Origin of the sequence: Fuscovulum blasticum DSM 2131 (assembly GCF_003034965.1) — a bacterium.
Taxonomy (GTDB): domain Bacteria; phylum Pseudomonadota; class Alphaproteobacteria; order Rhodobacterales; family Rhodobacteraceae; genus Pseudogemmobacter; species Pseudogemmobacter blasticus.
Map to the genome: position 1 here is coordinate 136,795 of NZ_PZKE01000001.1, position 21,830 is coordinate 158,624.

The window sequence follows — 21,830 nt, forward strand, 5'->3', positions numbered from 1 at the left end:
ACAGGCCAGCCCATGACCTTTGCCCCCGACCCCAAGCAGAACCGCTGGAAGACGCTGGACAAGGATTTGGGGCGGATCGAGTTATTGAAACAGGCAACGGTCGCGATCGGCCGGCCCTCGGTGGCAATCGGCATCTCGCTGGCCTTCATCCTGATCTGCGGATTGGCGGCGGCAATCCTGACCGGCCACCAGTCCGGCACGCTGATCATCGTCGCCGCTGCGGTGTTCGGGGCCTATATGGCACTGAACATCGGCGCGAACGATGTGGCCAACAACATGGGCCCTGCCGTTGGGGCAAATGCGCTGACCATGGGCGGCGCGCTGATCATTGCCGCCATCTTCGAAACGCTTGGCTCACTGATCGCCGGGGGCGATGTGGTCAGCACCATTTCGGGCGGGATCGTCGCGCCCGAGGCGGTGGCAGACCCCAACACCTTCATCTGGGCGATGATGGCGGCGCTCATCGCCTCGTCCCTGTGGTTGAACCTGGCCACCTGGCTGGGCGCCCCGGTTTCCACCACACATGCCATTGTTGGCGGTGTGATGGGCGCGGGCATCGTTGCCGCAGGCTTCGGCGCGGTGAACTGGGCCACCATGGGCCAGATCGTGGCAAGCTGGGTGATTTCGCCCGTTCTGGGCGGTGTGTTCGCGGCACTGTTCCTGGCCTTCATCAAGGGCTTCATCAACGACGTGCCCGACAAGATTGCCGCCGCCCGCCGCTGGGTGCCGCTGCTGATTGCCATCATGGCGGGCGCCTTCTCGGCCTATCTGGTGGCCAAGGGCCTCAAGAAGCTGGTGGACGTTTCGCTGAACCAGGCGCTGGTTCTGGGTCTGGTGGTTGCCGTGGCAACCTATTTCATCATGCGGCCCGTGGTGCGCCGCCAGTCCGAGGGGCTGGAAAACCGCAAGCGCAGCCTGAAGAAACTGTTCGGCCTGCCGCTGATTGCCTCGGCGGCGCTGCTTTCGTTCGCGCATGGGGCCAATGACGTGGCCAATGCGGTGGGGCCGCTGGCCGCCATCGTGCACGCGGTGCAGGATATGGGCACCTCGGAAAAGGTTACCATCCCGCTTTGGGTGATGATGATCGGCGCCTTCGGCATTTCCTTCGGGCTGCTGCTGTTCGGGCCCAAGCTCATTCGCATGGTGGGGCAGGAAATCACCAAGCTGAACCCGATGCGCGCCTATTGCGTGGCCCTGTCGGCGGCGATCACGGTCATCGTCGCCTCGGCGCTGGGGCTGCCGGTGTCTTCGACCCATATCGCCGTGGGTGGCGTGTTCGGGGTGGGCTTCTATCGCGAATGGCACGCCGACCGGCAGGCACGGCGGCTGAACCTGCTGAAAGGCAAGCCCGTGGCCGAGGACGAACGTGTGCGGCGCAAGCTGGTTCGGCGCGCGCATGTGCTGGGCATCGGCGCGGCCTGGGTTGTGACGGTGCCGCTGACGGCGCTGTTGTCCGCCGCAATCTTCTGGGTGCTGAACGCGGTGTTCTGAGGCGCCTCAGACCACCACGTCGCGCGCCGTCTGGTCGCCCACACCGAACACCCGCTTGTAACGGGCAATTTCATCCGCCGGGCCCATGGCCTTGTTCGGGTTGTCGCTCAGCTTGACGGTGGGGCGGCCATTGGCGCTGATCGCCTTGCAGACCAGGCTGAAAGGGGCAAGCCCGTCTTCGGGCACCAGACCGCGGAAGTCGTTGGTCAGCAGGGTGCCCCAGCCGAAGGACACCTTCACCCGGCCGTGGAAGCGGGCGTAAAGCTGTTCGATCGTGTCCACGTCCAGCCCGTCCGAGAAGATCACCAGCTTTTTCGACGGATCTTCGCCCCGCTCCTTCCACCAGCGGATCGCGTTTTCCGCGCCGGTCGCGGGATCGCCACTGTCGATACGGATGCCGGTCCAACTGGCCAGCCAGTCTGGGGCGCGTTTCAGGAAGCCTTCGGTGCCATAGGTATCGGGCAGCATGATCCGCAGGTTGCCGTCATGCTCTTCATGCCAGTCGGCCAGCACCTGATAGGGCGCTTGCGCCAGTTCGGCGTCGCTGTCGGCCAGCGCGGAATAGACCATGGGCAGTTCATGGGCATTGGTCCCGATCGCCTCGATGTCGCGGCGCATGGCGATGCGGCAGTTCGAGGTGCCGGTGAACTTGCGCCCCAGCCCTTCCTGCATGGCCTGAACGCACCAGTCCTGCCACAGGAAGCCGTGCCGGCGGCGGGTGCCGAAATCGGCGATGCGCAGGTGTTCAAGCTGGCGCAGCCGTTCGATCTTTTCCCAGATCCGCGTCATGGCACGGGCGTAAAGCACCTGCAGTTCGAACCGGCCCATGCCTTTCAAAACCGCGCGTGACCGCAGTTCCATCAGCACCGCCAGCGCCGGAATTTCCCACATCATCACTTCGGGCCAGGCGCCTTCGAAAGTCAGCTCATACTGACCATCGACCTTTTCCAGATGATAGGGCGGCAGGCGGAGGTTCTCGAACCACTGCATGAAGTCCGAACGGAACATCTGCCGCTTGCCATAGAAGGTGTTGCCGCGCAGCCAAGTGCTTTCGCCGCGCGACAGTGACAGGCTGCGGACATGGTCCAGTTGTTCGCGCAACTCGCTCTCGTCGATCAGATCGGCCAGACGCACCTTTGTGCTGCGGTTGATCAGGCTGAAGACGACGGTCGTATCCGGCTTGTTGCGAAACACCGACTGGCACATCAGCAGCTTGTAAAAGTCGGTGTCGATCAGCGACCGGACGATCGGATCGATCTTGAAGTTGTGGTTATAGACGCGACTCGCAATATCAACCATGGCTCAGGCCTCCAGCGCCACGCCGGCGGCGCGCATCTGATCGCGTGCGGTGGCCAGCGATCCATTCAGGTCAATGGCACGGCAGGCCCCCTCCAGCACCGCGGCTCGGAAGCCAAGGCGGGCGGCATCCAGCGCCGAATAGGCAACGCAATAATCGGTCGCAAGGCCAACGAAGGTCAGCGCGCTGACACCGCGCGACCGAAGATAGCCGTCAAGCCCGGTGGGGGTGGTGTGGTCATTCTCGAAAAAGGCCGAATAGCTGTCGATCTGCTGCCGGAATCCTTTGCGGATCACCATCTGCGCCGGGTCGGTGCGCAGGGCTGCGTGAAAGCCCGCGCCGGGGGTGCCGATCACGCAATGCACGGGCCACAGCACCTGCGGGCCATAGGGCATTTCGGTCAGGCTGAACGGTTCGGCGCCCGGGTGATTGGCGGCAAAGGACGCGTGGTTCGCCGGGTGCCAGTCCTGCGTCAGCACGACGGTGGCGAAATCCTCCATCAGCGCATTGATGCGGGGGATGATCGCATCGCCCCCGGCCACCGCCAGCGCACCGCCGGGGCAGAAATCGTTCTGCACGTCGATCACGATCAAGGCTTCGCGCGGATCGCGCATGTCGCCCCCTCCCCTTCGGCTTCGGCCATTCCGACCTGCGTAAAGGCTTTGGCGGGATTGCGTCAAGCGAAGGTCTTGATTTCGCGGGGGGCACGGGTCAAGCAAGCGGAATGCTGACCATTGCCGCGCTGTATCACTTTACCCGCTTTCCCGACCCGGCCGCCCTGCGCGGGCCGCTGCTGCAAGCCTGTCTTGAGCGCGGGGTGAAGGGGTCGCTTCTGCTGGCGCGCGAAGGGATCAACGGCACGATTGCCGGGCCACGCGCCGGAATTGACGCGGTGCTGGCGCATATCCGCGCCCTGCCGGGCTGCGCCGGGCTGGTGTGGAAGGAATCCTTTGCCGAGTCCATGCCCTTCGGCCGGATGAAGGTGAAGCTGAAGGCGGAAATCGTGACCATGGGCCAGCCGGACGTGGACCCGCTGGCCGCCGTTGGCCATTACGTCAGCCCCGCCGACTGGAACGCGCTGATTGCTGCGCCGGATGTGGCGGTGATCGACACCCGCAATGATTACGAGGTGTCCTTGGGCACCTTTCGCGGCGCGGTGGACCCCGGCACCCGCAGCTTCCGCGAGTTTCCCGCCTGGTGGGAGGCGAACCGCGAACGGTTCCACAACAAGCGTATCGCCATGTTCTGCACCGGCGGCATCCGGTGTGAAAAATCCACCAACTACCTGCTGTCGCAAGGCGTGACAGACGTGTTCCACCTGCAAGGCGGCATCCTGAAGTATCTGGAAGACATGCCCGCCGAACAGTCGCTGTGGGATGGCGAATGTTATGTGTTCGACGGGCGGATCTCGGTCGGGCACGGGCTGGTGCCGGGCCAGAACAGCAGTTGCGGCGGTTGCCGCCGCCCGGTCACGCCCGAAGGACGGGCACACCCGGATTATGAAGAAGGCGTATGCTGCGCGGCCTGTGTGAGCGAATATTCGGAAACAGACCGCGCCCGTTTTCGCGAACGCCACCGCCAGATGCTGCTGGCCGCCGAACGTGGCACCACGCATCTGGGCGGTTAGGCCAGCATATCCCGCACCATGGGAATGACCTTCTCGCCATAAAGGCGGATGCACTCCATCAGCGCACCATGCGGCACCGGGCCGGTGGAATACTTCATGTCGAACCGTTGCAGACCCAGGTCGCGCACCGTGGCGGCAATCTTCTTCGCCACCGTTTCGGGGCTTCCGACATACAGCGCGCCGTGCTGCACTTCGGCCAGGAACCTGTCCTTGGTCACGGGCGGCCAGCCGCGTTCACGGCCCAACCGGCCGAACATGTCGGCGTAATGCGGCCAAAGCGTTTCCTGCGCCTCTTCGTCCGTGGCCGCCACGAAACCGGGGGAATGTACGCCAACCGGGCGGGGCGTGCGGCCCATCTGGACACAGGCGCGCTGATACAGCTCGATATAGGGCAGGAAGCGGCGGGCATCGCCCCCGATGATGGCCAGCATCAGTTGCAGGTCATGGCGCACCACGCGCACCACGCTTTCCGGGCTGCCACCAACCCCCACCCAGACCGGCAGGCCCTGCGGCCCAAGCGGCGGATAGACGGTCTGGTTCACCAGCGGGCTGCGGGTCTGCCCCGACCAGGTAACCGCCTTTTCGCGAACAAGCCGGGCGAAAAGGTCAAGCTTCTCTTCAAACAACTGGTCGTAGTCGGCCATGTCATAGCCGAACAGTGGATAGCTTTCCGTGAACGATCCCCGGCCCAGGATCACCTCTGCCCGGCCGTTCGACACGGCATTCAGCGTGGAAAACCGCTGGAAGACCCGCACCGGATCATCCGACGACAGCACCGTAACCGCCGTGCCCAGATGGATGCGGCTGGTGCGCCCGGTAATCGCAGCCAGCACGATTTCGGGTGAGGAGATCGCGAAATCGGGGCGGTGGTGTTCGCCCAGGCCGATGAAATCCACGCCGGTCTGATCGGCCAGAACGGCCTGTTCCACCACGTCGCGCAGGGTCTCGTCCTGCCGCTGCATCCGGGCATCGGCGGCCAGCGCCACGTCACCGAAGGTATCAAGCCCAAGACTTACCGCGTTTGTCATCTGTGTCTCCGTTTCCGGCGCCAAACATATGCCGCGGATTCCGGACAACAAAGTGCGGCGGCGCGCGGTCGATTGCGCAATCGCGCACCGATGCGGCGCGGATCAGGCCTTGTCGCGCACCAGAAGCTGGTTGCCTTCAAGCCGCACCTCGAACCGGGGCAGCTTGCGGATCAGGTCCGACAGCTTGGCAGAACCATAGGTGCGGGTGTCGAAGTCGGGGTTGCCCTGGGTGATGAACTGGCCGATCTGGCCCAGCGAATACCATTCGCCCTCGGGGTCGATGGCGCGCATCGCGGCGGCGATCAGCGGAATGGCCTTCGCCGGCGGCTCTTTCCCGCCGGGGCGCGGGGCAACGGGTGCTGCGGGCTCGGCCTCGCCGCGGGCGGGGCGGGGGGCCGCCTCTTCCGGCTCGGTTGCCCCCAGGTTTTCAACATAGATGAACCGCTTGCAGGCCATGCGGAAGGCCTCGGGCGTCTTCTTCTCGCCGATGCCATAGACATCCAGACCCTGCTCGCGCACCCGCGCGGCAAGACGGGTGAAATCACTGTCCGACGACACCAGAACGAACCCGTCGAACAGGCCGGAATGAAGGAAATCCATCGCGGCGATCACCAGCCCGATGTCGCTGGCGTTCTTGCCCTTGGTGTTGGAAAACTGCTGGTCCGCCACCAGACCCAACGCCGCCACCTTCTTGGCCCAGGCGTTCAGCCGCTGCGCGGACCAGTCACCATAGATCCGGCGGACCGAGGCTTCGCCCAGCGCGGCGATCTCTTCAAAGATCGCCTCGGCATAGCCGGCGGGCACATTGTCGGCGTCAATCAGCACCGCAAGACGGGGCGCGCGGGGGTCGGGCATCTGGGCCTCCTTGATGTTGGCGCCACAATGGCAGGTTGCCACAGCAGGCGAAAGCCCGACCGTCAGGCCACCAGCGGCAGGGCGCGGGCCGACAGCACGACCAAAGCCTTGTCTGGCGCGATTCCCAAAAGCAGCCCGCGGGCGCCGGCATTGATCCAGACCTTCGGCGCGGTGCAGGCGGTCACTTCGATTGCAGTCGGAACCGCGCGCTTCTGGCCAAAGGGGGAAATGCCGCCAACATGATACCCGGTCAGCTTCTCCGCCTTGGGGGGCGGCATCATGGCAGCGGCCTTGCCGCCAAAGGCCGCTGCCACCCGTTTCATCGAAAGCTGGCGGTCCGAAGGGATAACGCAGCAGGCGGGTTTTCCGTCCACCTCGACCATCAGGGTTTTCAGCGTCAACGCCGGGTCCAGGCCCAGCGCCTGCGCAGCGGCCAGACCAACGGCATCGGCGCGCGGGTCATAATCATAGGGGTGAAGCGTCACCTCTACCCCGTGCAACTCCAGAAATCTCAATCCGGGGGTGGCGGCCATGTCTGCGCCCCTGCCTCATTCATCTTTCCCAGAATATCCTCGGGCGAAGGCCGCGGGGGGCAGACAGCCCCCGGCAGCCCCTGTCAGTAAATCACCACCGACCGGATCGATTCCCCCGAGTGCATCAGATCGAAGCCCTTGTTGATGTCTTCCAGCTTCAGCGTGTGGGTGATCATCGGGTCGATCTCGATCTTGCCGTCCATGTACCAGTCCACGATCTGTGGCACATCGGTCCGGCCCCGCGCGCCGCCAAAGGCGGTGCCTTTCCAGACCCGGCCGGTCACAAGCTGGAAGGGCCGCGTCTCGATGGTGGCCCCGGCGGGTGCGACACCGATGATGATCGACTGGCCCCAGCCGCGGTGGGTGCATTCCAGCGCGTCGCGCATCACCTTCACATTGCCGGTGCAATCAAAGCTGTAGTCGGCGCCGCCGATCTTGTCGAAAGGCGTTTTCGTCATGTTGACGATGTGCTGCACGACCGGGCCGTCAATCTCTTTAGGGTTCACGAAATGGGTCATGCCGAAGCGTTCGCCCCAGGCCTTCTTGTCGTTGTTGATGTCCACCCCAATGATCATGTCGGCGCCCGCCAGCCGCAGGCCCTGGATCACGTTCAGCCCGATGCCACCCAGACCGAAAACCACGGCCTTGGCGCCGATTTCCACCTTGGCGGTGTTGATCACCGCACCGATGCCGGTGGTGACGCCGCAACCGATGTAGCAAACCTTGTCGAAGGGCGCGTCGGGGCGAATCTTCGCCAGCGCGATCTCGGGCAGAACCGTGTGGTTGGCGAAAGTCGAGCAGCCCATGTAGTGCAGGATCGGTGTGCCATCCAACATGCTGAACCGGCTGGTGCCGTCGGGCATCAGGCCCTTGCCTTGCGTGTCGCGGATCGCCGTGCAGAGGTTCGTCTTCTGCGACAGGCAGGACGGGCATTGCCGACATTCGGGCGTGTAAAGCGGAATCACATGGTCGCCCGGCTTCAGCGATTTCACGCCCGGCCCCACCTCGAGCACCACGCCCGCGCCTTCATGGCCCAGAATCGCCGGGAAGGCGCCTTCGGGATCAGCGCCCGAAAGGGTGAATTCGTCGGTGTGGCAGATGCCGGTGGCCTTGATTTCAACCAGAACCTCGCCCTCTTTCGGGCCTTCAAGGTTGACTTCCATCACCTCAAGCGGTTTTCCGGCCTGAATGGCCACGGCGGCACGGGTGCGCATGGGTGCTCTCCTTCCCTCTTTTCGCGGACCCCAAGGCTGTGCCAAGTTCCCGCCAAACGCAACGCGGAAAGCAAGACAAGATGCGCCGATTCCTTCCCCTGCTGTTCCTGGCCGCCACGGCCTGCACCATGACCAATCCCGAACCTGCGGTTCCGGTCGATGACTGGGTTCCGCCCGCCGATGTGACCAGCGGCTTCAACGAGCGTGAGCCCGACACCTGCAAGGCCAGCACGTTGCAGGCCTGGGTGGGCCAGCCGGTGGCCATGCTTGATACCTCGGGCGCGCCCGGGCCGGTGCGGATCATCGCGCAGGATGAGGTCGTCGATCAGGAAGAATACCGCTCGGCCCGGATCAACCTGCATGTGGACCGCCGCGGCACCGTCCGCCTGCTGACCTGCGGCTGAAGCAACGGAAGGGGGCGGCAGGAACCTGCCGGTCACGCGGGCCTGACTGGACGGCGGGCGGCCAAGGCGGGATGCTTTGCCCGTCGGCCGACCCGAGCAGCGGCCCGAATGATGGAGGACTTGCAATGCCCCCTGTTGCCCCACGTTTCCTGTTGACCATGGCCGCGTTGGCGCCGCTGGCGCTGGCCGCCTGCGTGATTGAGCAGCCCGGCACCCCGATTCCGGCAGAACAGACCTGCGGCGCCGAAGGCCTGCAAGGGCTGGTCGGGCAATACCGCAGCGTGCTGGCCTCGATGACGTTCAAGGGGCCAGTGCGGGTGATCGAACCGGGCATGGCGGTGACGATGGATTACAACGCCACCCGACTGAACGTGGAACTGGACGGCGCGGGCAAGATCACCCGTCTGACCTGCGGCTGACGCCATGAGAAAGGCCCCCGGCAGAACCGGGGGCCCCCTGACCGAAACGCTTGGTCACACCGTTACATCTTCATGGTGCGATAGGTGGTATGGCAATCCTTGCAAGCCCCCCCCAATGCGCCCATTGAAGCCTTGATCGCGCCAACCGAACCGACATCGGCCGCCCCGGCCGCCGCTTCCAGCGCGCCGGCCTTTTTCAGGAAATCGTCCCAGCCGGTCCAGATTTCGGGCTTGGCCTCCGACTCGGGGTCGGCGGCACCTTCGGTCTTGAACGCTTCGGGAATGGCGGCGGCATCGGCCACCAGCTTGGCCTTGGCCGCTTCGGCCGCGGCGGCATCATAGGCGGTCTTGCCACCGGCAATGTCGCCCAGAACCTTCATCGCGCCCCCAATGTCCTTCATCACATTGGCGCGCAAAATCGCGTTGGGATCGGTCGGGTCGGCCTGAACCGCAGCCCCCCCGGCGCCGATCAGGGCGGCAACTATGGCAAGTCTGGCAAACTTCATCGGTCTGGCTCCCTGGCTGGCACTCTGTCGAAAGTAGAGCATGCAATTCCGAATTTCAGAAAACGGATTTGCATCCCCCGCTTCACAGTGCCGTGAAACACAAAGGCCGGTTTGCGCGCCGGGGCGGGCATGCTAGGGCTGGCGCATGACCCAGCTTCCCTCGAAAGACCAGATCCGCCAGTGGATCGCCGAAAACCCCGGCCTGACCTCAAAGCGCGACATCGCCAAGGCCTTCGGGTTGAAGGGCGACATGCGGTCCGAACTGCGCCGCCTGCTGCAAGAGCTTGAGGCCGAGGGCACCGTCACCAAGGCCGCCCGCCGGTTCCGCCCCAAGGGCGACCTGCCGCCGGTGGCGCTGCTGAGGGTGCTGAAGCCCGATGCCGCGGGCGACCTGTTCGCCGAACCGATGGAAGATGGCGTCGACACCGATGTCGGGCGCATCCTGATCATTCCGAAAAAGGGCGACCCGGCACTGGCCGAGGGCGACCGTTTGCTGGGCAGGCTGACCAGGGTGGACCTGGACGATTACGTCTGGGAGGCGCGGCTGATCCGGCGGATCGGGTCGAATCCGCTGAAATTGCTGGGGGTATTCCGCAAGGGCAGCGAAGGCGGCCGGATCGTGCCCATCGACAAGGGGCAGGACAAGGAATGGCGCGTGGCCGCCGACAGCGACATGGGCGCCCGCGATGGCGAGCTGGTCGAGGCCGAGGCGGTGGGCAACCGCCGGCTGGGCCTGCCGCAGGCCCGCATCGTGGAACGGCTGGGCGACCCGAGTGGACCACGCGCGGTGTCGCTGATCGCCATTCACCAGCATGGCATCCCCGACCAGTTCCCCGATGCCGCCATTGCCGAGGCCGACACTCCGCGCCCCGTCACGATGGACCATCGCGAAGACCTGCGCGATCTGATGCTGGTGACCATCGACCCCGCCGATGCGCGCGACCGCGACGATGCGGTGCTGGCCCTGCCCGACACCGAGCCCGGCAACCCCGGCGGCCATGTGCTGTGGGTGGCCATCGCCGATGTGGCGCATTACGTCCGCCCCGGCGGCGCGCTGGACCGCGAGGCGCGGCGGCGCGGCAATTCCACCTATTTCCCCGACCGCGTGGTGCCGATGCTGCCCGACGTGCTGTCGGGCGACCTGTGCAGCCTGCACGAACATGTTGACCGGCCCTGCCTGGCCGTGCGGATGCGGATCGACGCGCAGGGCCACAAGCTGAGCCATCGCTTCCTGCGCGGGCTGATGCGGTCGAAAGGGTCGCTGGAATACGTCCAGGTGCAGCGCGCCGTGGATGGCGAGCCGGACGAAAAGACCGCCCCCCTGCTGGAGACGGTGCTGAAGCCGCTTTACGCCGCCTATGCCAGCCTAAAACTGGCCCGCGGCCTGCGCCAGCCGCTGGAGCTGGATCTGCCCGAACGGCAGATCGTGCTGTCGGACGAAGGCAAGGTGCTGTCGGTCGCCTTCAAGGAGCGGGTCGATGCGCACCGGCTGATCGAGGAATTCATGGTGCTGGCCAACGTCGCCGCCGCCGAGGATCTGCAACGCCTGAAACAGCCCTTCCTCTATCGCGTCCACGAAGAACCCAGCCCCGACAAGCTGGACGCGCTGCGCGAAGTGGCCGAGGCGTCGGGCTTCACCCTGGCCAAGGGGCAAGTGCTGAAGACCGCGCATCTGAACCGTCTTCTGGCGCAGGCGCAGGACAGCGAATTTGACGAGCTGATGAACATCAGCACGCTGCGCAGCATGACGCAGGCCTATTACAACGCCGAGAATCTGGGCCATTTCGGGCTGGCGCTGCGCAACTATGCGCATTTCACAAGCCCGATCCGGCGCTATTCCGACCTGATCGTCCATCGCGCGCTGGTGCGCGGGCTGAAGGCGGGGGACGATGGATTGTCGGCCTGGGACATCGAGAATCTGGACGAAACGGCCAAACTGATTTCCGATGCCGAACGCCGCAGTATGGCGGCGGAACGCGATACGGTGGACCGCTACCTTGCCGCCTATCTGTCCGACCGCGTCGGCAGCACCTTCTCGGGCCGGGTGTCGGGCGTGCAGCGGTTCGGGCTGTTCGTGAAGCTGGACGAAACCGGGGCGGACGGGCTGGTGCCGATCCGCAGCGTCGGACGCGAATTCTTCCACTATGACCAGAACAGCCAGACCCTGATGGGCGCCGATACCGGGCTGACCATCGGCCTCGGCCAGCGTGTCACCGTGCGGCTGGCCGAGGCCGTGCCGGTGACCGGCGGGCTGATGCTGGAACTGCTGGAGATCGAAGACCGCGCCCTGCCCGGTGGCCGCAGCGGCCCGCGCGGCAAGCCGCCCCGGCGCGGTGCCGCCAAGGCCGAGATCAAGCGCCGCGTGGTGCGGAGGCGCAAGTGAGAGCGGCGGCGCTGGCGCTGCTGCTGGCGGTAATGCCGGCCGGCGCGCAGACCATCGAAGACCCGGAGGGAACGATCTTGGGCGAAGGGCGCAAGGACGCATCGGAAGCGGGATTCCGGCAGTGGGCGACCGGGTTCCGCCCCCGCGCGCTTGAGGCCGGGGTTCCGGCGGCGGTCTATGACCGCAGCCTGCGCGGCGCGACCTATCTGCCCGATGTGGTGGCGCGCGACCGCAAGCAAAGCGAATTCACCAAGACGATCTGGGACTATCTGGATGTCGCGGTGTCAGACGACCGGGTGACACTCGGGCAGAAGGCATTGGCCGCAAACGCCGCGCTGCTGGACCAGATCGAGACGCAATACGGCGTCGAGAAAGAGGTGGTCGCGGCGATCTGGGGGCTGGAGTCGGCCTATGGCACCTATCGCGGCAACACCGACACGATCAGCGCGCTGGCGACGCTGGCCTATGACGGCCGCCGCGCCGCCTTTTTCGAGGGGCAGTTGATCCAGGCATTGAAGATCCTGGACGAAGGCCATGTTCAGCCCGACGCCCTGGTTGGCAGTTGGGCCGGCGCGATGGGACATACCCAGTTGATGCCGTCAAGCTGGGCTGAATTCGCGGTGGACTTCAACGGTGACGGCCACCGCAACATCTGGGGCGATGATCCCGCCGACGCGCTGGCCTCGACGGCGAACTATCTTGCGCACTGGGGCTGGACCAAGGGCCAACCCTGGGGGCTGGAGGTGCGGCTGCCGCCGGATTTCGACTATGACCAGACGACCGAGCGGGTGAAGAAGCTGGTGGCCGACTGGCAGGCGATGGGGGTTCGGCCGATGGCAGGGGGCGATCTGCCGGCCGGCCCGCAGGCCAGCATTCTGCTGCCCGCCGGCCATACCGGCCCGGCGTTCCTGATCTTTCCCAACTTCCAGGTGATCGAGAAATACAATCTGGCTGACGCTTATGTCATCGGCATCGGTCACCTGTCCGATCGCCTGCAAGGCGGCCCGCCGATCGCCGCCACATGGCCCCGCCAATGGCGCGCGTTGACACTGGAGGAACGCAAGGAACTGCAGGTGATGCTGGTCGCGCAGGGGCTGGATACCGGCGGCGTCGATGGCCGGGTGGGGCCCAAGACGATTGCGGCAGTGAAGGCCTGGCAAAAGGCGCGCGGCGATGTGCCAGACGGCTACCCCAGCCCCGATGTTCTGGCTGCGCTGCGCGGTGGCTGACCGGGCAAGGGGGCGCTGCCCCCTCGGCCTGCGGCCTCACCCCCGGGATATTTGGAGACAGATGAAGGGCAACGATTCTTCCCCGTTCATCTGTCCTCAAATATCCCACGGGGGTGCGGGGTGTGAAACCCCCGCTTGCGACGGCGTAGGTCAGAACATCAGCACCATGTCGCGGTGCGGGATGCCGGCATCCATGTATTCGGGCCCCGTGGCGGTGAAGCCCAGCCGTTCGTAGAAGCCAAGGGCGTGGGTCTGCGCGCCGAGCTTGGCCTTTACCACGCCGCGCTGACGGCGCAATTCGTCCAACGCGGTGCGGATCAGGGCGGCGCCAAGGCCGGTGCCGCGCGCCTGCGCCAGAACACAGACACGGCCGATCTTGCCGGTGTCGCCCTGCACCAGCAGACGCGCGGTTCCGACCGGCTCACCCACCACCCGTGCCAGCAGGTGGATCGCCACATCGTCCAGATCATCCACCTCATCGGCCTCGCTGACGCCCTGCTCCTCGATGAACACCGTCCGCCGCAGGGCGCGGCAAGTGGCGACATCAAGGGTGGGGGCGATCTGGATCATGCGAAATAGTCGCGCAGGATGCGGCTGTAGATCGCCTTGAGCTGGCCGATCTGCGCCACCTCGACCCGTTCATCGACCTGGTGCATGGTCTTGCCGACCAGCCCGAACTCAACCACCGGGCAATGGCTTTTCACGAAGCGCGCGTCCGAAGTGCCGCCGCTGGTGGAATAGGCCGGCGCGACGCCGGTCTCGGCCTGCACAGAGCGTTTCACCAGTTCCGAGAACTCGCCCGGCGGTGTCAGGAAACTTTCGCCCGAGATCGACACGCGCATCGTGATCTGCACGCCGGTCTCGGCCTCCACCGCCGCAGCATGACCCTGCATCCAGTCTGTCAGCGAAGCACCCGAGTGCAGGTCGTTGAAGCGGATGTTCACCGTGGCCGTGCCACGCGCCGGGATGACGTTGGTGGCCGGGTTGCCGCAGTCGATGGTGGTGATGGCCAGGGTCGAGGCATCGAAATGGTCTGACCCCTGATCCAGCGGCGCGGCTTCCAGCCGGGACATCAGCCGGACCAGCGCGCTCATCGGGTTCTTCGCCCGATGCGGATAGGCACTGTGGCCCTGCACGCCCTGCGCGGTGAACCAGGCAGTCAGGCTGCCACGGCGCCCGATCTTCATCATGTCGCCCATACGCTCGGGGCAGGTGGGTTCGCCCACCAGGCAATGCGTCATGCGTTCGCCGTTTGCGGCCATCCAGTCCAGCAGCGCGGTCGTGCCGTCAACCGAATCGCCCTCTTCATCGCCGGTCACGGTGATGATCACAGCGCCGTCGGGCGGGGTGTCGCGCACGAAATCCACAGCCGCCGCGACAAAGGCCGCCACACCCGATTTCATGTCGGTCGCGCCGCGGCCATACATCCAGCCGTCCACCACGGCGGCGCCGAACGGGTCTTGCGTCCAGGCGGCAGCATCGCCCACCGGAACCACATCGGTATGGCCGTTGAAGCCGAAGCTGCGGTTGGCGCCCCGGTTGCCCCAGCGGGCAAACAGGTTGGGCACGCCGTTGCGGTCAACCCGGGTGCAGGCAAAGCCGGCCTGCGAAAGCAGGTCTTCCAACAGCACCAGCGCCCCACCTTCGACAGGGGTGACCGAGGGGCAGCGGATCAGGCGGGCGGTCAGGTCAACGGGATCGACGGGGGTCATGGGCAATTGGCTTTCAGTCAAAGAAGGGGGTCATCTGGGCCACGATGACCGAGTTTTCCTGAAGGGCCCGGTCCATGAGCGCTTCTTCCTCGGCGTCGATCTCCTCGCCCGCCTTGCGGCGTTCGTCCAGCGTGCCCAGGCCCTGCACCTCAAGCGGGGCCAGGTCGGCTTCTTTCAGGATGGCGACGGTTTCGCGGACGGCTTCGGCCTCATCCACGCCACTGGCATAGCACATCAGCGCCGCGCCCTTGGCCTTGTCGGGCAGACCGTCGCCGGTCTTGCGGCCCACCTCGACGATCAGGGTATAAACCTGCTGCGGGCGCTTGGGCTTGTCCGGGGTTTCGGGCGTGGTCATCGCAGGTTCCCTTTGCTGGTCTGGCCGGGCGGCAGGGCGCCCTGCCCGGTCAGTCGCGCAGCAGTTCGTTGATCGAAGTCTTGGATCGGGTCTGCGCATCGACCTTCTTCACGATCACGGCGCAGTACAGGTTGATGCCGTTCTTCGACGGCATCGAACCGGCCACCACAACCGAACCGGCCGGAACCTCGCCATACATGACATCGCCGGTTTCACGATCGACGATCTTGGTCGATTTGCCGATGAAGACGCCCATGCCCAGAACGCTGCCCTCGCGCACGATGCAGCCTTCCACCACCTCCGACCGGGCCCCGATGAAGCAGTTGTCCTCGATGATGGTGGGGCCGGCCTGCATGGGTTCCAGCACGCCCCCGATGCCGACACCGCCGGACAGGTGCACGTTCTTGCCGATCTGGGCGCAGCTTCCGACGGTGGCCCAGGTGTCGACCATGGTGCCCTCATCGACATAGGCGCCCAGGTTCACGAAGCTGGGCATCAGCACCACGCCCTTGGCGATATGCGCCGACTTACGGACGATGCAGTTCGGCACGGCGCGGAAGCCGGCGGCGCGGAACTCGGCCTCACCCCAGCCGTGGAACTTGCTGTCCACCTTGTCCCACCAGTTGCTGCCCTGCGGGCCGCCGGATTGCAGGCCCATGTCCTGCAGACGGAACCCCAGAAGGACCGCCTTCTTCGCCCATTGGCTCACATGCCAGTCGGCGCCGCGTCTTTCCGCAACCCGCAGCGTGCCCGCCCCCAACGCGGCCAGCGTCGCCTCGATCGCGTCGCGGGTTTCGCCGCGGGTCGCGGGGGTGATGCTGTCGCGGGCGTCCCACGCGGCTTCGATGGCGGTTTCCATCGCGGCAAATGACATGTGCAAGCCTCCTGCTGGTTGTCGTCGGTTCTAGCGGCTGCGGGGGCCAAGCGCAACGCGGCCACAGGCGGCAAGTCTGGCCAAGCGCGCCGGTCAGGCCTAGATTGGCGGTCCGGTCCGGGGGATTTCCCGGTTCAAGAGTGAAAGACAGCCGACATGCCCGAGGATACCCCCCGCAGCCACCCGTTCCGCTACAGCCGGCAGGACATCGAGGCGGCGAACAGAATTCCCGATACGCCGCAGACGCGGGCTGCATCCTACCGGCTGGCCTTTGCCGACCGCGATTTCCTGATGCGCGACGAGATGCGCGCGGTGCGCCTGCAGCTTGAACTGATGAAGCCGCAGCTCATCATGGATGAGAAGGGCATCACCTCGACCGTGGTGCTGTTCGGCGGCGCACGGATTCCGGCCCCCGAGAACGCGGAAAAGGCGACAACGCCAGAGCTGGCCGAACTGTCGCGCTATTATGACGAGGCGCGAAAGCTGGCGCAGATGCTGACCGAGCGGTCGCTGGAATCCTACGGCAAGAACTGGGTGGTCGTCACCGGCGGCGGGCCGGGCGTGATGGAGGCGGGCAATCGCGGCGCGGTCGATGCGGGCGGGCAATCGGTCGGGCTGAACATCGTGCTGCCGCACGAGCAGGCCCCGAACAGCTATGTCACGCCGGACCTGTCGTTCAACTTCCACTATTTCGCGATCCGCAAGATGCATTTCCTGATGCGGGCGGCGGCGATCTGCGTTTTCCCGGGCGGCTTCGGCACGATGGACGAACTGTTCGAAAGCCTGACCCTGATCCAGACCAAACGGATGAAGCGGATTCCGGTGGTGCTGTTCGGCTGCGACTGGTGGGAAAGCGTGGTTGACTGGAACCGGCTGGCCGAGGCCGGGGTGATTGCCCGCAGCGATCTGGAGCTGTTCCGCATGGTCGAGACCGCCGAAGAGGCGCTGGAAGCCATCGACACCTGGGAATGAGGGCTGCCGCCCGCTGAAACGAAACGGGCCAAGCCTTTTCAGGGGCTTGGCCGCTTATCGTCACAGTTTGGCCCCTTGGGCCTTGCGTCACATGTTCGGATAATTCGGCCCGCCGCCGCCTTGCGGCGTGGTCCAGGTGATGTTCTGCGACGGGTCCTTGATGTCGCAGGTCTTGCAGTGCACGCAGTTCTGGAAGTTGATCTGGAACCGCGGTTCCTTGCCCTCTTCCGAAATCACCTCATACACGCCGGCCGGGCAATAGCGCTGCGCGGGTTCCGCGTATTCAGGCAGGTTGACGCGGATCGGGATGGTCGGGTCGGTCAGCCGCAGGTGGGCGGGCTGGGCTTCATCGTGGTTGGTGAAGCTGTAGGCCACATTCGTCAGCCGATCAAAGGACAGCACGCCATCGGGCTTGGGATAGTCGATCGGCTTGAAATCCTTGGCCTTGCCGGTGTGCTGCGCGTCCGATTTCTTGTGGCGCAGCGTGCCGAATGCCGTCAGGCCAAAGGTGTTCAGCCACATGTCCAGACCGCCGCCCAGCAAGCTGGCGGTCAGTCCGTAATGCGACCACAGCGGTTTGACGTTGCGGACCTTCTTCAGATCCTTGCCGATGGCGCCGGTGCGGACCGTGATTTCATAATCGGCCAGTTCATCACCCGAACGACCGGCCTTGATCGCCGCGACAGCGGCTTCGGCGGCGGCGATGCCCGACAGCATGGCGTTGTGGTTGCCCTTGATGCGCGGCACGTTCACCAGACCGGCGGTGCAGCCCAGCAAAGCGACACCCGGCGCCACCATCTTGGGAATGGACTGCCAGCCGCCTTCGGAAATGGCGCGCGCGCCATAGGCGATGCGCTTGCCGCCTTTCAGCAGATCAGCCACCAGCGGGTGATGCTTGAAACGCTGGAATTCCATGTAGGGGTAGAGATAGGGATTCTCGTAGTTCAGGTGAACCACAAGGCCGATGGCGATCTGGTTGTTTTCCAGGTGGTAGATGAACGATCCGCCGCCCGCGTTGCCGCCCAGCGGCCAGCCCATGGTATGGGTGACCGTGCCTTCGCGGTGCTTCTCGGGATCAATCTCCCAGATTTCCTTCATGCCCAGCCCGAACTTCTGCGGGCACTTGCCTTTGGACAGGTCGTATTTCGCGATCACCTGCTTGGCGAGCGACCCGCGCACGCCTTCGCACAGGAAAACATACTTGCCGCGCAGTTCCATGCCGGGTTCGTAGGCAGGGCCGGGTTCGCCGGTTTCGGGATCACGGCCGAATTCGCCGGCCACCACACCGGCCACGCGGTCCCCGTCGAACACCAGTTCCGAAGCGGCCATACCCGAGAAAATCTCGACCCCCAGACCTTCGGCCACCTGTGCCAGCCAGCGGCAGACGTTCGCCATGGACACGATGTAGTTGCCATGGTTCGACATCAGCGGCGGCATCGGCCAGTTCGGGATGCGCATCTTTCCGGCCGGGCCAAGTACGACGAAACTGTCGGATTTCACCGGAGTCTTGATCGGAGCGCCCATCTCTTTCCAGTCGGGCAGCAGCGCGTTCAGGCCAACGGGGTCAAGAATGGCGCCAGACAGGATATGCGCACCGACTTCCGAGCCTTTTTCCAGCAGAAGCACGCTGAGATCGGGGTCGAGTTGCTTGATCCTGATGGCGGATGCCAGGCCGGACGGCCCCGCGCCCACGATTACAACGTCGTAGTCCATCGACTCGCGCACAATCACGGACATACGGATTCCTTCTCTTCGCACTGGACGGCTTGTGTTGCCCCATGGCCCCGGCAAGGTCAACCGTGACGCAACAGCACAATGATTATCGGGGCTGCAAACGAAATCTTATTGCCCGGCGGCGACAGATTGCGCACAGCGCCCGCCATTCTGCTTGCAATTCCCCAGGGGTTCGGGTGTCTTGGCAACGATGTAGACAGGGGGTCATGGACCGGGAAACCGGCCCGTGGCTTCTTATTTTGACCGGAACGGTAGACCGATGGAAAAGATCCCGATGACGCGGCGCGGCTTCGATGCGCTGGATGAAGAACTGCGGCAGTTGAAATCCGTCGACCGCCCCGCGATCATCAAGGACATCGCCGAAGCCCGGGCGCATGGCGACCTTTCGGAAAATGCCGAATACCATGCCGCCCGCGAAAAACAGGGCTTCATCGAAGGCCGCATCAAGGAGCTGGAGGCCGTGATCTCGCTGGCCGAGGTGATTGACCCGACCAAGCTGTCGGGCGCAGTCAAGTTCGGCGCAACGGTGACCCTTGCCGATGAAGACAGTGGCGAGGAAAAGACCTACCAGATCGTCGGTGAGGTTGAGGCCAAGATCGAGGCGGGGCTGCTGAACGTGCGATCGCCTCTGGCGCGGGCGCTGATCGGCAAGGAGGAAGGCGACAGCGTCGATGTCGTCACCCCGGGCGGCACCCGCAGCTATGAAGTGCTGTCGGTCAGGTTCATCTGATCGCCATGGCCCGCCCCCCGGAATTGCCCCCCGATCTGCTTGGTCTGGCCGCAAAGCCGGAAACGGGCGGATCAAGGCGATCAACCGAGGTGATCGGCGGGCTGCTGAGTGTGGTCTGGGTCGTTGCGGTTCTGGCCTATCTTCTGATTTCGCCCCCCGGCACCGACGTACAGACGCTGGGCCTGGCCATGACCCTGCTGATCGTTTTCCTGCCGCTGGCGCTGATCTGGGTGGCCGTGATCACGCTGAGATCGCTGCGCGACCTGCGCGCGGAAGCGGCCCGGTTGCAGGCCGCGGTTGATGCGATGCGGGCCAGCTATGTGCAGACGCAGGCGCAGGTGCAGGCGGCTGCAATCAAGCCCTCGGTGGAAAAGCGGCTGGATGAGATTGCCGCGGTGACCAAGGAAACCGGTACCGTCCTGGCAACCTTCAGCACGCGGCGCGACAGCAGCCTGTCGGTGCCGTCAGCCGACCGCAAGGCCGCGCTGGCGCCGCCGAAACCCGATCTTGAGGCCGAACAGCCCGGCCTGGCGCTGGGAACCCCGGCCGATGAGATGCGCCCGCCGCTGAGCGTGGCCGATTTCATCCGGGCCCTGCAGTTCCCCGAAACGCCGGAAGACAAGGAAGGCTTCCGCGCGCTGCGGCTTGCACTTGAGGACCGGACAGTCGCCCGGCTGATCCGCGCGGCGCAGGACGTGCTGACGCTGCTCAGCCAGGAGGGCATCTATATGGATGACCTCAAGCCCGAAATGGCGCGGCCCGATCTGTGGCGGCGCTTTGCGGCAGGCGAACGCGGCCGGACGATTGCCGCGGTGGGCGGGATCCGCGACCGCGCTTCGCTGGCGCTGACGGCGGCGCGGATGCGCGAAGACGCGGTGTTCCGCGATGCGGCGCACCATTTCCTGCGCACCTTCGACAAGGTGTTCCAGATGTTCGAAAGCACCGCCAGCGATGCCGAACTGGCCGACCTGGCCGATACCCGCACCGCCCGGGCCTTCATGCTATTCGGCCGGGTTGCCGGCGTCTTCGACTGAAGAACGTCAGGCGTCCGCCTCGGTCAGCGGGCGGACCATGGTGATGGCGGCGGTAAAGCCGAAAAATGGCCGCAGCAGGCCCAGACGGGCGGTGTGGGTGGCGACGAAGCCCAGCCGTTTGTACAGCGCCCTTGCCCGCCAGTTGCTGTCGATCACCTCAAGCCGGATCTCGGGGTAGCCACGGGCGCGGCCCTCGGCGCAAAGCGCGGCGACAAGGGCGGTGCCGATGCCCTGCCCGCGGGCAGCATGGGTGACGGCGATTCCGTCGATCAGGAAGCGCCGGTTGTCCACGTCATCCAGCAGCGCCTCAAGCACAAGGCTGCGCCAATAGGCCCCGAAGCGGCCATAGATCACCCGCAGATCGGCAGGGCCGCCGCCGGCAAAGCTGCCCAGCGGCGATTTGAAGCCGGCGATGCCCAGAAGGGTGCCATCTGCGGACTGCGCGGTGAAACAGTGGTCTGCCCGGATGACGCGGGCAAGATAGGCCAGCGCCCGGTCGTCGGGGCCCATGACGGTGCCCAGCTTTGCCCCGAACGCCTCCCAGTACAGGCGGGCGGCGGCGGGGTGCTGCGCGGCGGGCAGGCCCTTGCGGATGCTGACCATCAGCCCCCCTTTCCGCGGCAACGGCGGGGTCAGTTCACCCGGTTGCCGTCCTTGTCCACCATGATGACGCCGTGGGTATTCGGCACGTCGGCATCCCGAAGATAGCGTTCGGTCACGCCCGGGATGGTGGCGAATTCGCGACGCAGCGCCTTGGGGAACCAGGTCGACTTGATGGATTCAAAGCCCGGAACCGTGCGCAGGATGCTGGAGATCGAATTGGCGCAGCCGGCCTTTGGCACGGCCCCATAGGCCTGAATCTTGTTCAGGACCAGTTCCGCGACTTCGGGGGATACGACAATCGTCTGCTCGACCACATCGAAATGATCCCGCGTGTGATAGTCGAGGAAGAACAGCAGCATCCGGTCCGTGATGCCGTAATGCACGTCATTGCGAACCGGCACCGAAGCGTGCTGCCAGGTGCCGGCCGGATCGAACAGCACCCGCTGCGAACCGTTGACCATTAGGGCGGAATGGGCGCCTGTGCCGTTCTGGGTGTTGATCCCGGTGAACAGCGTGATCGTGGCCGGAGGACCGGCAACATAGCGCGCCGAATCCACCCTTTCTTGCGAATCATAGGTCCGATCGGCACCGCAAGCCGCAAGAAACAAGGCAGCGGCAAGGGAAATCAACAGGCGCAGCATTTGGAATTTCCGGTCAGGGTGGCACAGGGTCAGGAGTTGACGAGGCCCATGAAGATCAGGATCAGGATGGCCGCGGTCGCCACGAAAGTCGACATGCGGATAAATCCGGCGAAGGTCTTTTCCTGGGCGCGGATGTCCATCGAGCCGTGGACGTATTCGCTATGGGTATTGTCGGCCATCGTTGCAGAG

Annotated in this window: 24 protein-coding genes; 9 read left to right on the top strand and 15 right to left on the bottom strand. The window is 65.1% G+C overall.

The genetic code is table 11. The features are described from left to right. Positions 1–12 precede the first annotated feature (12 nt). Positions 13–1,491, top strand: coding sequence for an inorganic phosphate transporter (locus C5F44_RS00665; RefSeq protein ID WP_107671820.1), 1,479 nt, complete (start codon positions 13–15; stop codon positions 1,489–1,491). A gap of 6 nt (positions 1,492–1,497) precedes the next feature. Here C5F44_RS00665 and pncB read toward each other — a convergent pair whose 3' ends face one another. Both pncB and pncA read right to left on the bottom strand, forming a co-directional pair. Beyond that, positions 1,498–2,790, bottom strand: a complete 1,293-nt coding sequence (gene pncB, locus C5F44_RS00670) for a nicotinate phosphoribosyltransferase (protein WP_107671573.1) — start codon at positions 2,788–2,790, stop codon at positions 1,498–1,500. A gap of 3 nt (positions 2,791–2,793) precedes the next feature. Then, complete coding sequence (gene pncA / locus C5F44_RS00675) at positions 2,794–3,402, bottom strand: bifunctional nicotinamidase/pyrazinamidase (protein ID WP_107671574.1); 609 nt, start codon at positions 3,400–3,402, stop codon at positions 2,794–2,796. Positions 3,403–3,512: 110 nt separating this feature from the next. Between pncA and trhO the strand changes: the two genes are divergently transcribed. After that, on the top strand, positions 3,513–4,415 hold the full coding sequence (gene trhO, locus C5F44_RS00680; RefSeq protein ID WP_107671575.1) for an oxygen-dependent tRNA uridine(34) hydroxylase TrhO: 903 nt from the start codon (positions 3,513–3,515) through the stop codon (positions 4,413–4,415). Here trhO and C5F44_RS00685 read toward each other — a convergent pair. From C5F44_RS00685 to C5F44_RS00700, 4 genes are all read right to left on the bottom strand, one after another. Beyond that, positions 4,412–5,443, bottom strand: coding sequence for an LLM class flavin-dependent oxidoreductase (locus C5F44_RS00685; RefSeq protein WP_107671576.1), 1,032 nt, complete (start codon positions 5,441–5,443; stop codon positions 4,412–4,414). The genes trhO and C5F44_RS00685 overlap by 4 nt on opposite strands. 102 nt (positions 5,444–5,545) lie before the next feature. Continuing rightward, entirely contained in the window at positions 5,546–6,298 is a 753-nt protein-coding gene (locus C5F44_RS00690; protein WP_107671821.1) for an NYN domain-containing protein, read from the bottom strand. A gap of 62 nt (positions 6,299–6,360) precedes the next feature. Next, positions 6,361–6,831 (bottom strand): YbaK/EbsC family protein, encoded by a 471-nt coding sequence (locus C5F44_RS00695; RefSeq protein WP_107671577.1) that lies wholly within the window; start codon positions 6,829–6,831, stop codon positions 6,361–6,363. Positions 6,832–6,914: 83 nt separating this feature from the next. Further along, positions 6,915–8,045 carry an S-(hydroxymethyl)glutathione dehydrogenase/class III alcohol dehydrogenase gene (locus C5F44_RS00700; RefSeq protein WP_107671578.1) on the bottom strand — a complete coding sequence of 377 codons (1,131 nt, stop codon included), beginning with the start codon at positions 8,043–8,045 and terminating at the stop codon, positions 6,915–6,917. 80 nt (positions 8,046–8,125) lie between these two features. On the opposite strand from C5F44_RS00700, the gene C5F44_RS00705 reads away from it, so the two are divergent. Beyond that, complete coding sequence (locus C5F44_RS00705; RefSeq protein ID WP_107671579.1) at positions 8,126–8,449, top strand: I78 family peptidase inhibitor; 324 nt, start codon at positions 8,126–8,128, stop codon at positions 8,447–8,449. A 158-nt stretch (positions 8,450–8,607) separates the two neighbouring features. Then, entirely contained in the window at positions 8,608–8,868 is a 261-nt protein-coding gene (locus C5F44_RS00710) for an I78 family peptidase inhibitor (protein ID WP_107671580.1), read from the top strand. A gap of 62 nt (positions 8,869–8,930) precedes the next feature. Here C5F44_RS00710 and C5F44_RS00715 read toward each other — a convergent pair whose 3' ends face one another. Next, positions 8,931–9,374, bottom strand: a complete 444-nt coding sequence (locus C5F44_RS00715) for a cytochrome c (RefSeq protein ID WP_181318134.1) — start codon at positions 9,372–9,374, stop codon at positions 8,931–8,933. Positions 9,375–9,519: 145 nt separating this feature from the next. Between C5F44_RS00715 and rnr the strand changes: the two genes are divergently transcribed. Together rnr and C5F44_RS00725 are read left to right on the top strand one after the other, a co-directional pair. Next, a complete protein-coding gene (gene rnr, locus C5F44_RS00720; protein WP_107671582.1) occupies positions 9,520–11,757 on the top strand; it encodes a ribonuclease R in 2,238 nt (745 codons plus the stop codon). Next, positions 11,754–12,986, top strand: a complete 1,233-nt coding sequence (locus C5F44_RS00725) for a lytic murein transglycosylase (protein ID WP_235822470.1) — start codon at positions 11,754–11,756, stop codon at positions 12,984–12,986. Before rnr ends, C5F44_RS00725 begins: the two co-directional genes overlap by 4 nt. A gap of 150 nt (positions 12,987–13,136) precedes the next feature. On the opposite strand, the gene C5F44_RS00730 is transcribed toward C5F44_RS00725, so the two are convergent. The 4 genes from C5F44_RS00730 to dapD are packed head-to-tail and all read right to left on the bottom strand — an operon-like array spanning position 13,137 to position 15,927. Beyond that, positions 13,137–13,556, bottom strand: coding sequence for a GNAT family N-acetyltransferase (locus C5F44_RS00730; protein ID WP_107671583.1), 420 nt, complete (start codon positions 13,554–13,556; stop codon positions 13,137–13,139). Continuing rightward, positions 13,553–14,698: a succinyl-diaminopimelate desuccinylase gene (gene dapE / locus C5F44_RS00735; protein WP_107671584.1), complete on the bottom strand. Its 1,146-nt coding sequence runs from the start codon at positions 14,696–14,698 to the stop codon at positions 13,553–13,555. Before dapE ends, C5F44_RS00730 begins: the two co-directional genes overlap by 4 nt. A 13-nt stretch (positions 14,699–14,711) precedes the next feature. Then, on the bottom strand, positions 14,712–15,053 hold the full coding sequence (locus tag C5F44_RS00740; RefSeq protein ID WP_107671585.1) for a hypothetical protein: 342 nt from the start codon (positions 15,051–15,053) through the stop codon (positions 14,712–14,714). Between the two features lie 49 nt (positions 15,054–15,102). After that, complete coding sequence (dapD, locus tag C5F44_RS00745; protein WP_107671586.1) at positions 15,103–15,927, bottom strand: 2,3,4,5-tetrahydropyridine-2,6-dicarboxylate N-succinyltransferase; 825 nt, start codon at positions 15,925–15,927, stop codon at positions 15,103–15,105. A 156-nt stretch (positions 15,928–16,083) separates the two neighbouring features. Here dapD and C5F44_RS00750 point away from each other — a divergent pair, with 156 nt between their 5' ends. Beyond that, positions 16,084–16,899: an LOG family protein gene (locus tag C5F44_RS00750; RefSeq protein ID WP_107671587.1), complete on the top strand. Its 816-nt coding sequence runs from the start codon at positions 16,084–16,086 to the stop codon at positions 16,897–16,899. Positions 16,900–16,986: 87 nt separating this feature from the next. Here C5F44_RS00750 and C5F44_RS00755 read toward each other — a convergent pair whose 3' ends face one another. Then, positions 16,987–18,636, bottom strand: a complete 1,650-nt coding sequence (locus tag C5F44_RS00755; RefSeq protein ID WP_107671588.1) for an electron transfer flavoprotein-ubiquinone oxidoreductase — start codon at positions 18,634–18,636, stop codon at positions 16,987–16,989. 256 nt (positions 18,637–18,892) lie between these two features. On the opposite strand from C5F44_RS00755, the gene greA reads away from it, so the two are divergent. Then, positions 18,893–19,363, top strand: a complete 471-nt coding sequence (gene greA, locus C5F44_RS00760) for a transcription elongation factor GreA (RefSeq protein ID WP_164681944.1) — start codon at positions 18,893–18,895, stop codon at positions 19,361–19,363. A 5-nt stretch (positions 19,364–19,368) separates the two neighbouring features. Further along, a complete protein-coding gene (locus C5F44_RS00765; protein ID WP_107671589.1) occupies positions 19,369–20,397 on the top strand; it encodes a hypothetical protein in 1,029 nt (342 codons plus the stop codon). A 6-nt stretch (positions 20,398–20,403) separates the two neighbouring features. Here C5F44_RS00765 and C5F44_RS00770 read toward each other — a convergent pair whose 3' ends face one another. From C5F44_RS00770 to C5F44_RS00780, 3 genes are all read right to left on the bottom strand, one after another. Next, positions 20,404–21,000 (bottom strand): GNAT family N-acetyltransferase, encoded by a 597-nt coding sequence (locus C5F44_RS00770; RefSeq protein WP_412917514.1) that lies wholly within the window; start codon positions 20,998–21,000, stop codon positions 20,404–20,406. A gap of 29 nt (positions 21,001–21,029) precedes the next feature. Continuing rightward, entirely contained in the window at positions 21,030–21,557 is a 528-nt protein-coding gene (locus C5F44_RS00775) for a hypothetical protein (protein ID WP_235822471.1), read from the bottom strand. A gap of 113 nt (positions 21,558–21,670) precedes the next feature. Further along, on the bottom strand, positions 21,671–21,820 hold the full coding sequence (locus C5F44_RS00780; protein ID WP_107671591.1) for an aa3-type cytochrome c oxidase subunit IV: 150 nt from the start codon (positions 21,818–21,820) through the stop codon (positions 21,671–21,673). Positions 21,821–21,830: the final 10 nt, after the last annotated feature.

What these genes read in the sequence shown, in the direction of transcription:
- C5F44_RS00740 (WP_107671585.1), bottom strand. Translation starts at nt 15,053, where the DNA reads ATGACCACGCCCGAAACCCCGGACAAGCCCAAGCGCCCGCAGCAGGTT.
- pncB (WP_107671573.1), bottom strand. Translation starts at nt 2,790, where the DNA reads ATGGTTGATATTGCGAGTCGCGTCTATAACCACAACTTCAAGATCGAT.
- C5F44_RS00690 (WP_107671821.1), bottom strand. Translation starts at nt 6,298, where the DNA reads ATGCCCGACCCCCGCGCGCCCCGTCTTGCGGTGCTGATTGACGCCGAC.
- dapE (WP_107671584.1), bottom strand. Translation starts at nt 14,698, where the DNA reads ATGACCCCCGTCGATCCCGTTGACCTGACCGCCCGCCTGATCCGCTGC.
- C5F44_RS00715 (WP_181318134.1), bottom strand. Translation starts at nt 9,374, where the DNA reads ATGAAGTTTGCCAGACTTGCCATAGTTGCCGCCCTGATCGGCGCCGGG.
- C5F44_RS00695 (WP_107671577.1), bottom strand. Translation starts at nt 6,831, where the DNA reads ATGGCCGCCACCCCCGGATTGAGATTTCTGGAGTTGCACGGGGTAGAG.
- rnr (WP_107671582.1), top strand. Translation starts at nt 9,520, where the DNA reads ATGACCCAGCTTCCCTCGAAAGACCAGATCCGCCAGTGGATCGCCGAA.
- greA (WP_164681944.1), top strand. Translation starts at nt 18,893, where the DNA reads ATGGAAAAGATCCCGATGACGCGGCGCGGCTTCGATGCGCTGGATGAA.
- C5F44_RS00685 (WP_107671576.1), bottom strand. Translation starts at nt 5,443, where the DNA reads ATGACAAACGCGGTAAGTCTTGGGCTTGATACCTTCGGTGACGTGGCG.
- C5F44_RS00665 (WP_107671820.1), top strand. Translation starts at nt 13, where the DNA reads ATGACCTTTGCCCCCGACCCCAAGCAGAACCGCTGGAAGACGCTGGAC.
- C5F44_RS00710 (WP_107671580.1), top strand. Translation starts at nt 8,608, where the DNA reads ATGGCCGCGTTGGCGCCGCTGGCGCTGGCCGCCTGCGTGATTGAGCAG.
- pncA (WP_107671574.1), bottom strand. Translation starts at nt 3,402, where the DNA reads ATGCGCGATCCGCGCGAAGCCTTGATCGTGATCGACGTGCAGAACGAT.
- C5F44_RS00780 (WP_107671591.1), bottom strand. Translation starts at nt 21,820, where the DNA reads ATGGCCGACAATACCCATAGCGAATACGTCCACGGCTCGATGGACATC.
- C5F44_RS00730 (WP_107671583.1), bottom strand. Translation starts at nt 13,556, where the DNA reads ATGATCCAGATCGCCCCCACCCTTGATGTCGCCACTTGCCGCGCCCTG.
- C5F44_RS00750 (WP_107671587.1), top strand. Translation starts at nt 16,084, where the DNA reads ATGCCCGAGGATACCCCCCGCAGCCACCCGTTCCGCTACAGCCGGCAG.
- C5F44_RS00700 (WP_107671578.1), bottom strand. Translation starts at nt 8,045, where the DNA reads ATGCGCACCCGTGCCGCCGTGGCCATTCAGGCCGGAAAACCGCTTGAG.
- C5F44_RS00755 (WP_107671588.1), bottom strand. Translation starts at nt 18,636, where the DNA reads ATGTCCGTGATTGTGCGCGAGTCGATGGACTACGACGTTGTAATCGTG.
- trhO (WP_107671575.1), top strand. Translation starts at nt 3,513, where the DNA reads ATGCTGACCATTGCCGCGCTGTATCACTTTACCCGCTTTCCCGACCCG.
- C5F44_RS00765 (WP_107671589.1), top strand. Translation starts at nt 19,369, where the DNA reads ATGGCCCGCCCCCCGGAATTGCCCCCCGATCTGCTTGGTCTGGCCGCA.
- dapD (WP_107671586.1), bottom strand. Translation starts at nt 15,927, where the DNA reads ATGTCATTTGCCGCGATGGAAACCGCCATCGAAGCCGCGTGGGACGCC.
- C5F44_RS00705 (WP_107671579.1), top strand. Translation starts at nt 8,126, where the DNA reads ATGCGCCGATTCCTTCCCCTGCTGTTCCTGGCCGCCACGGCCTGCACC.
- C5F44_RS00770 (WP_412917514.1), bottom strand. Translation starts at nt 21,000, where the DNA reads ATGGTCAGCATCCGCAAGGGCCTGCCCGCCGCGCAGCACCCCGCCGCC.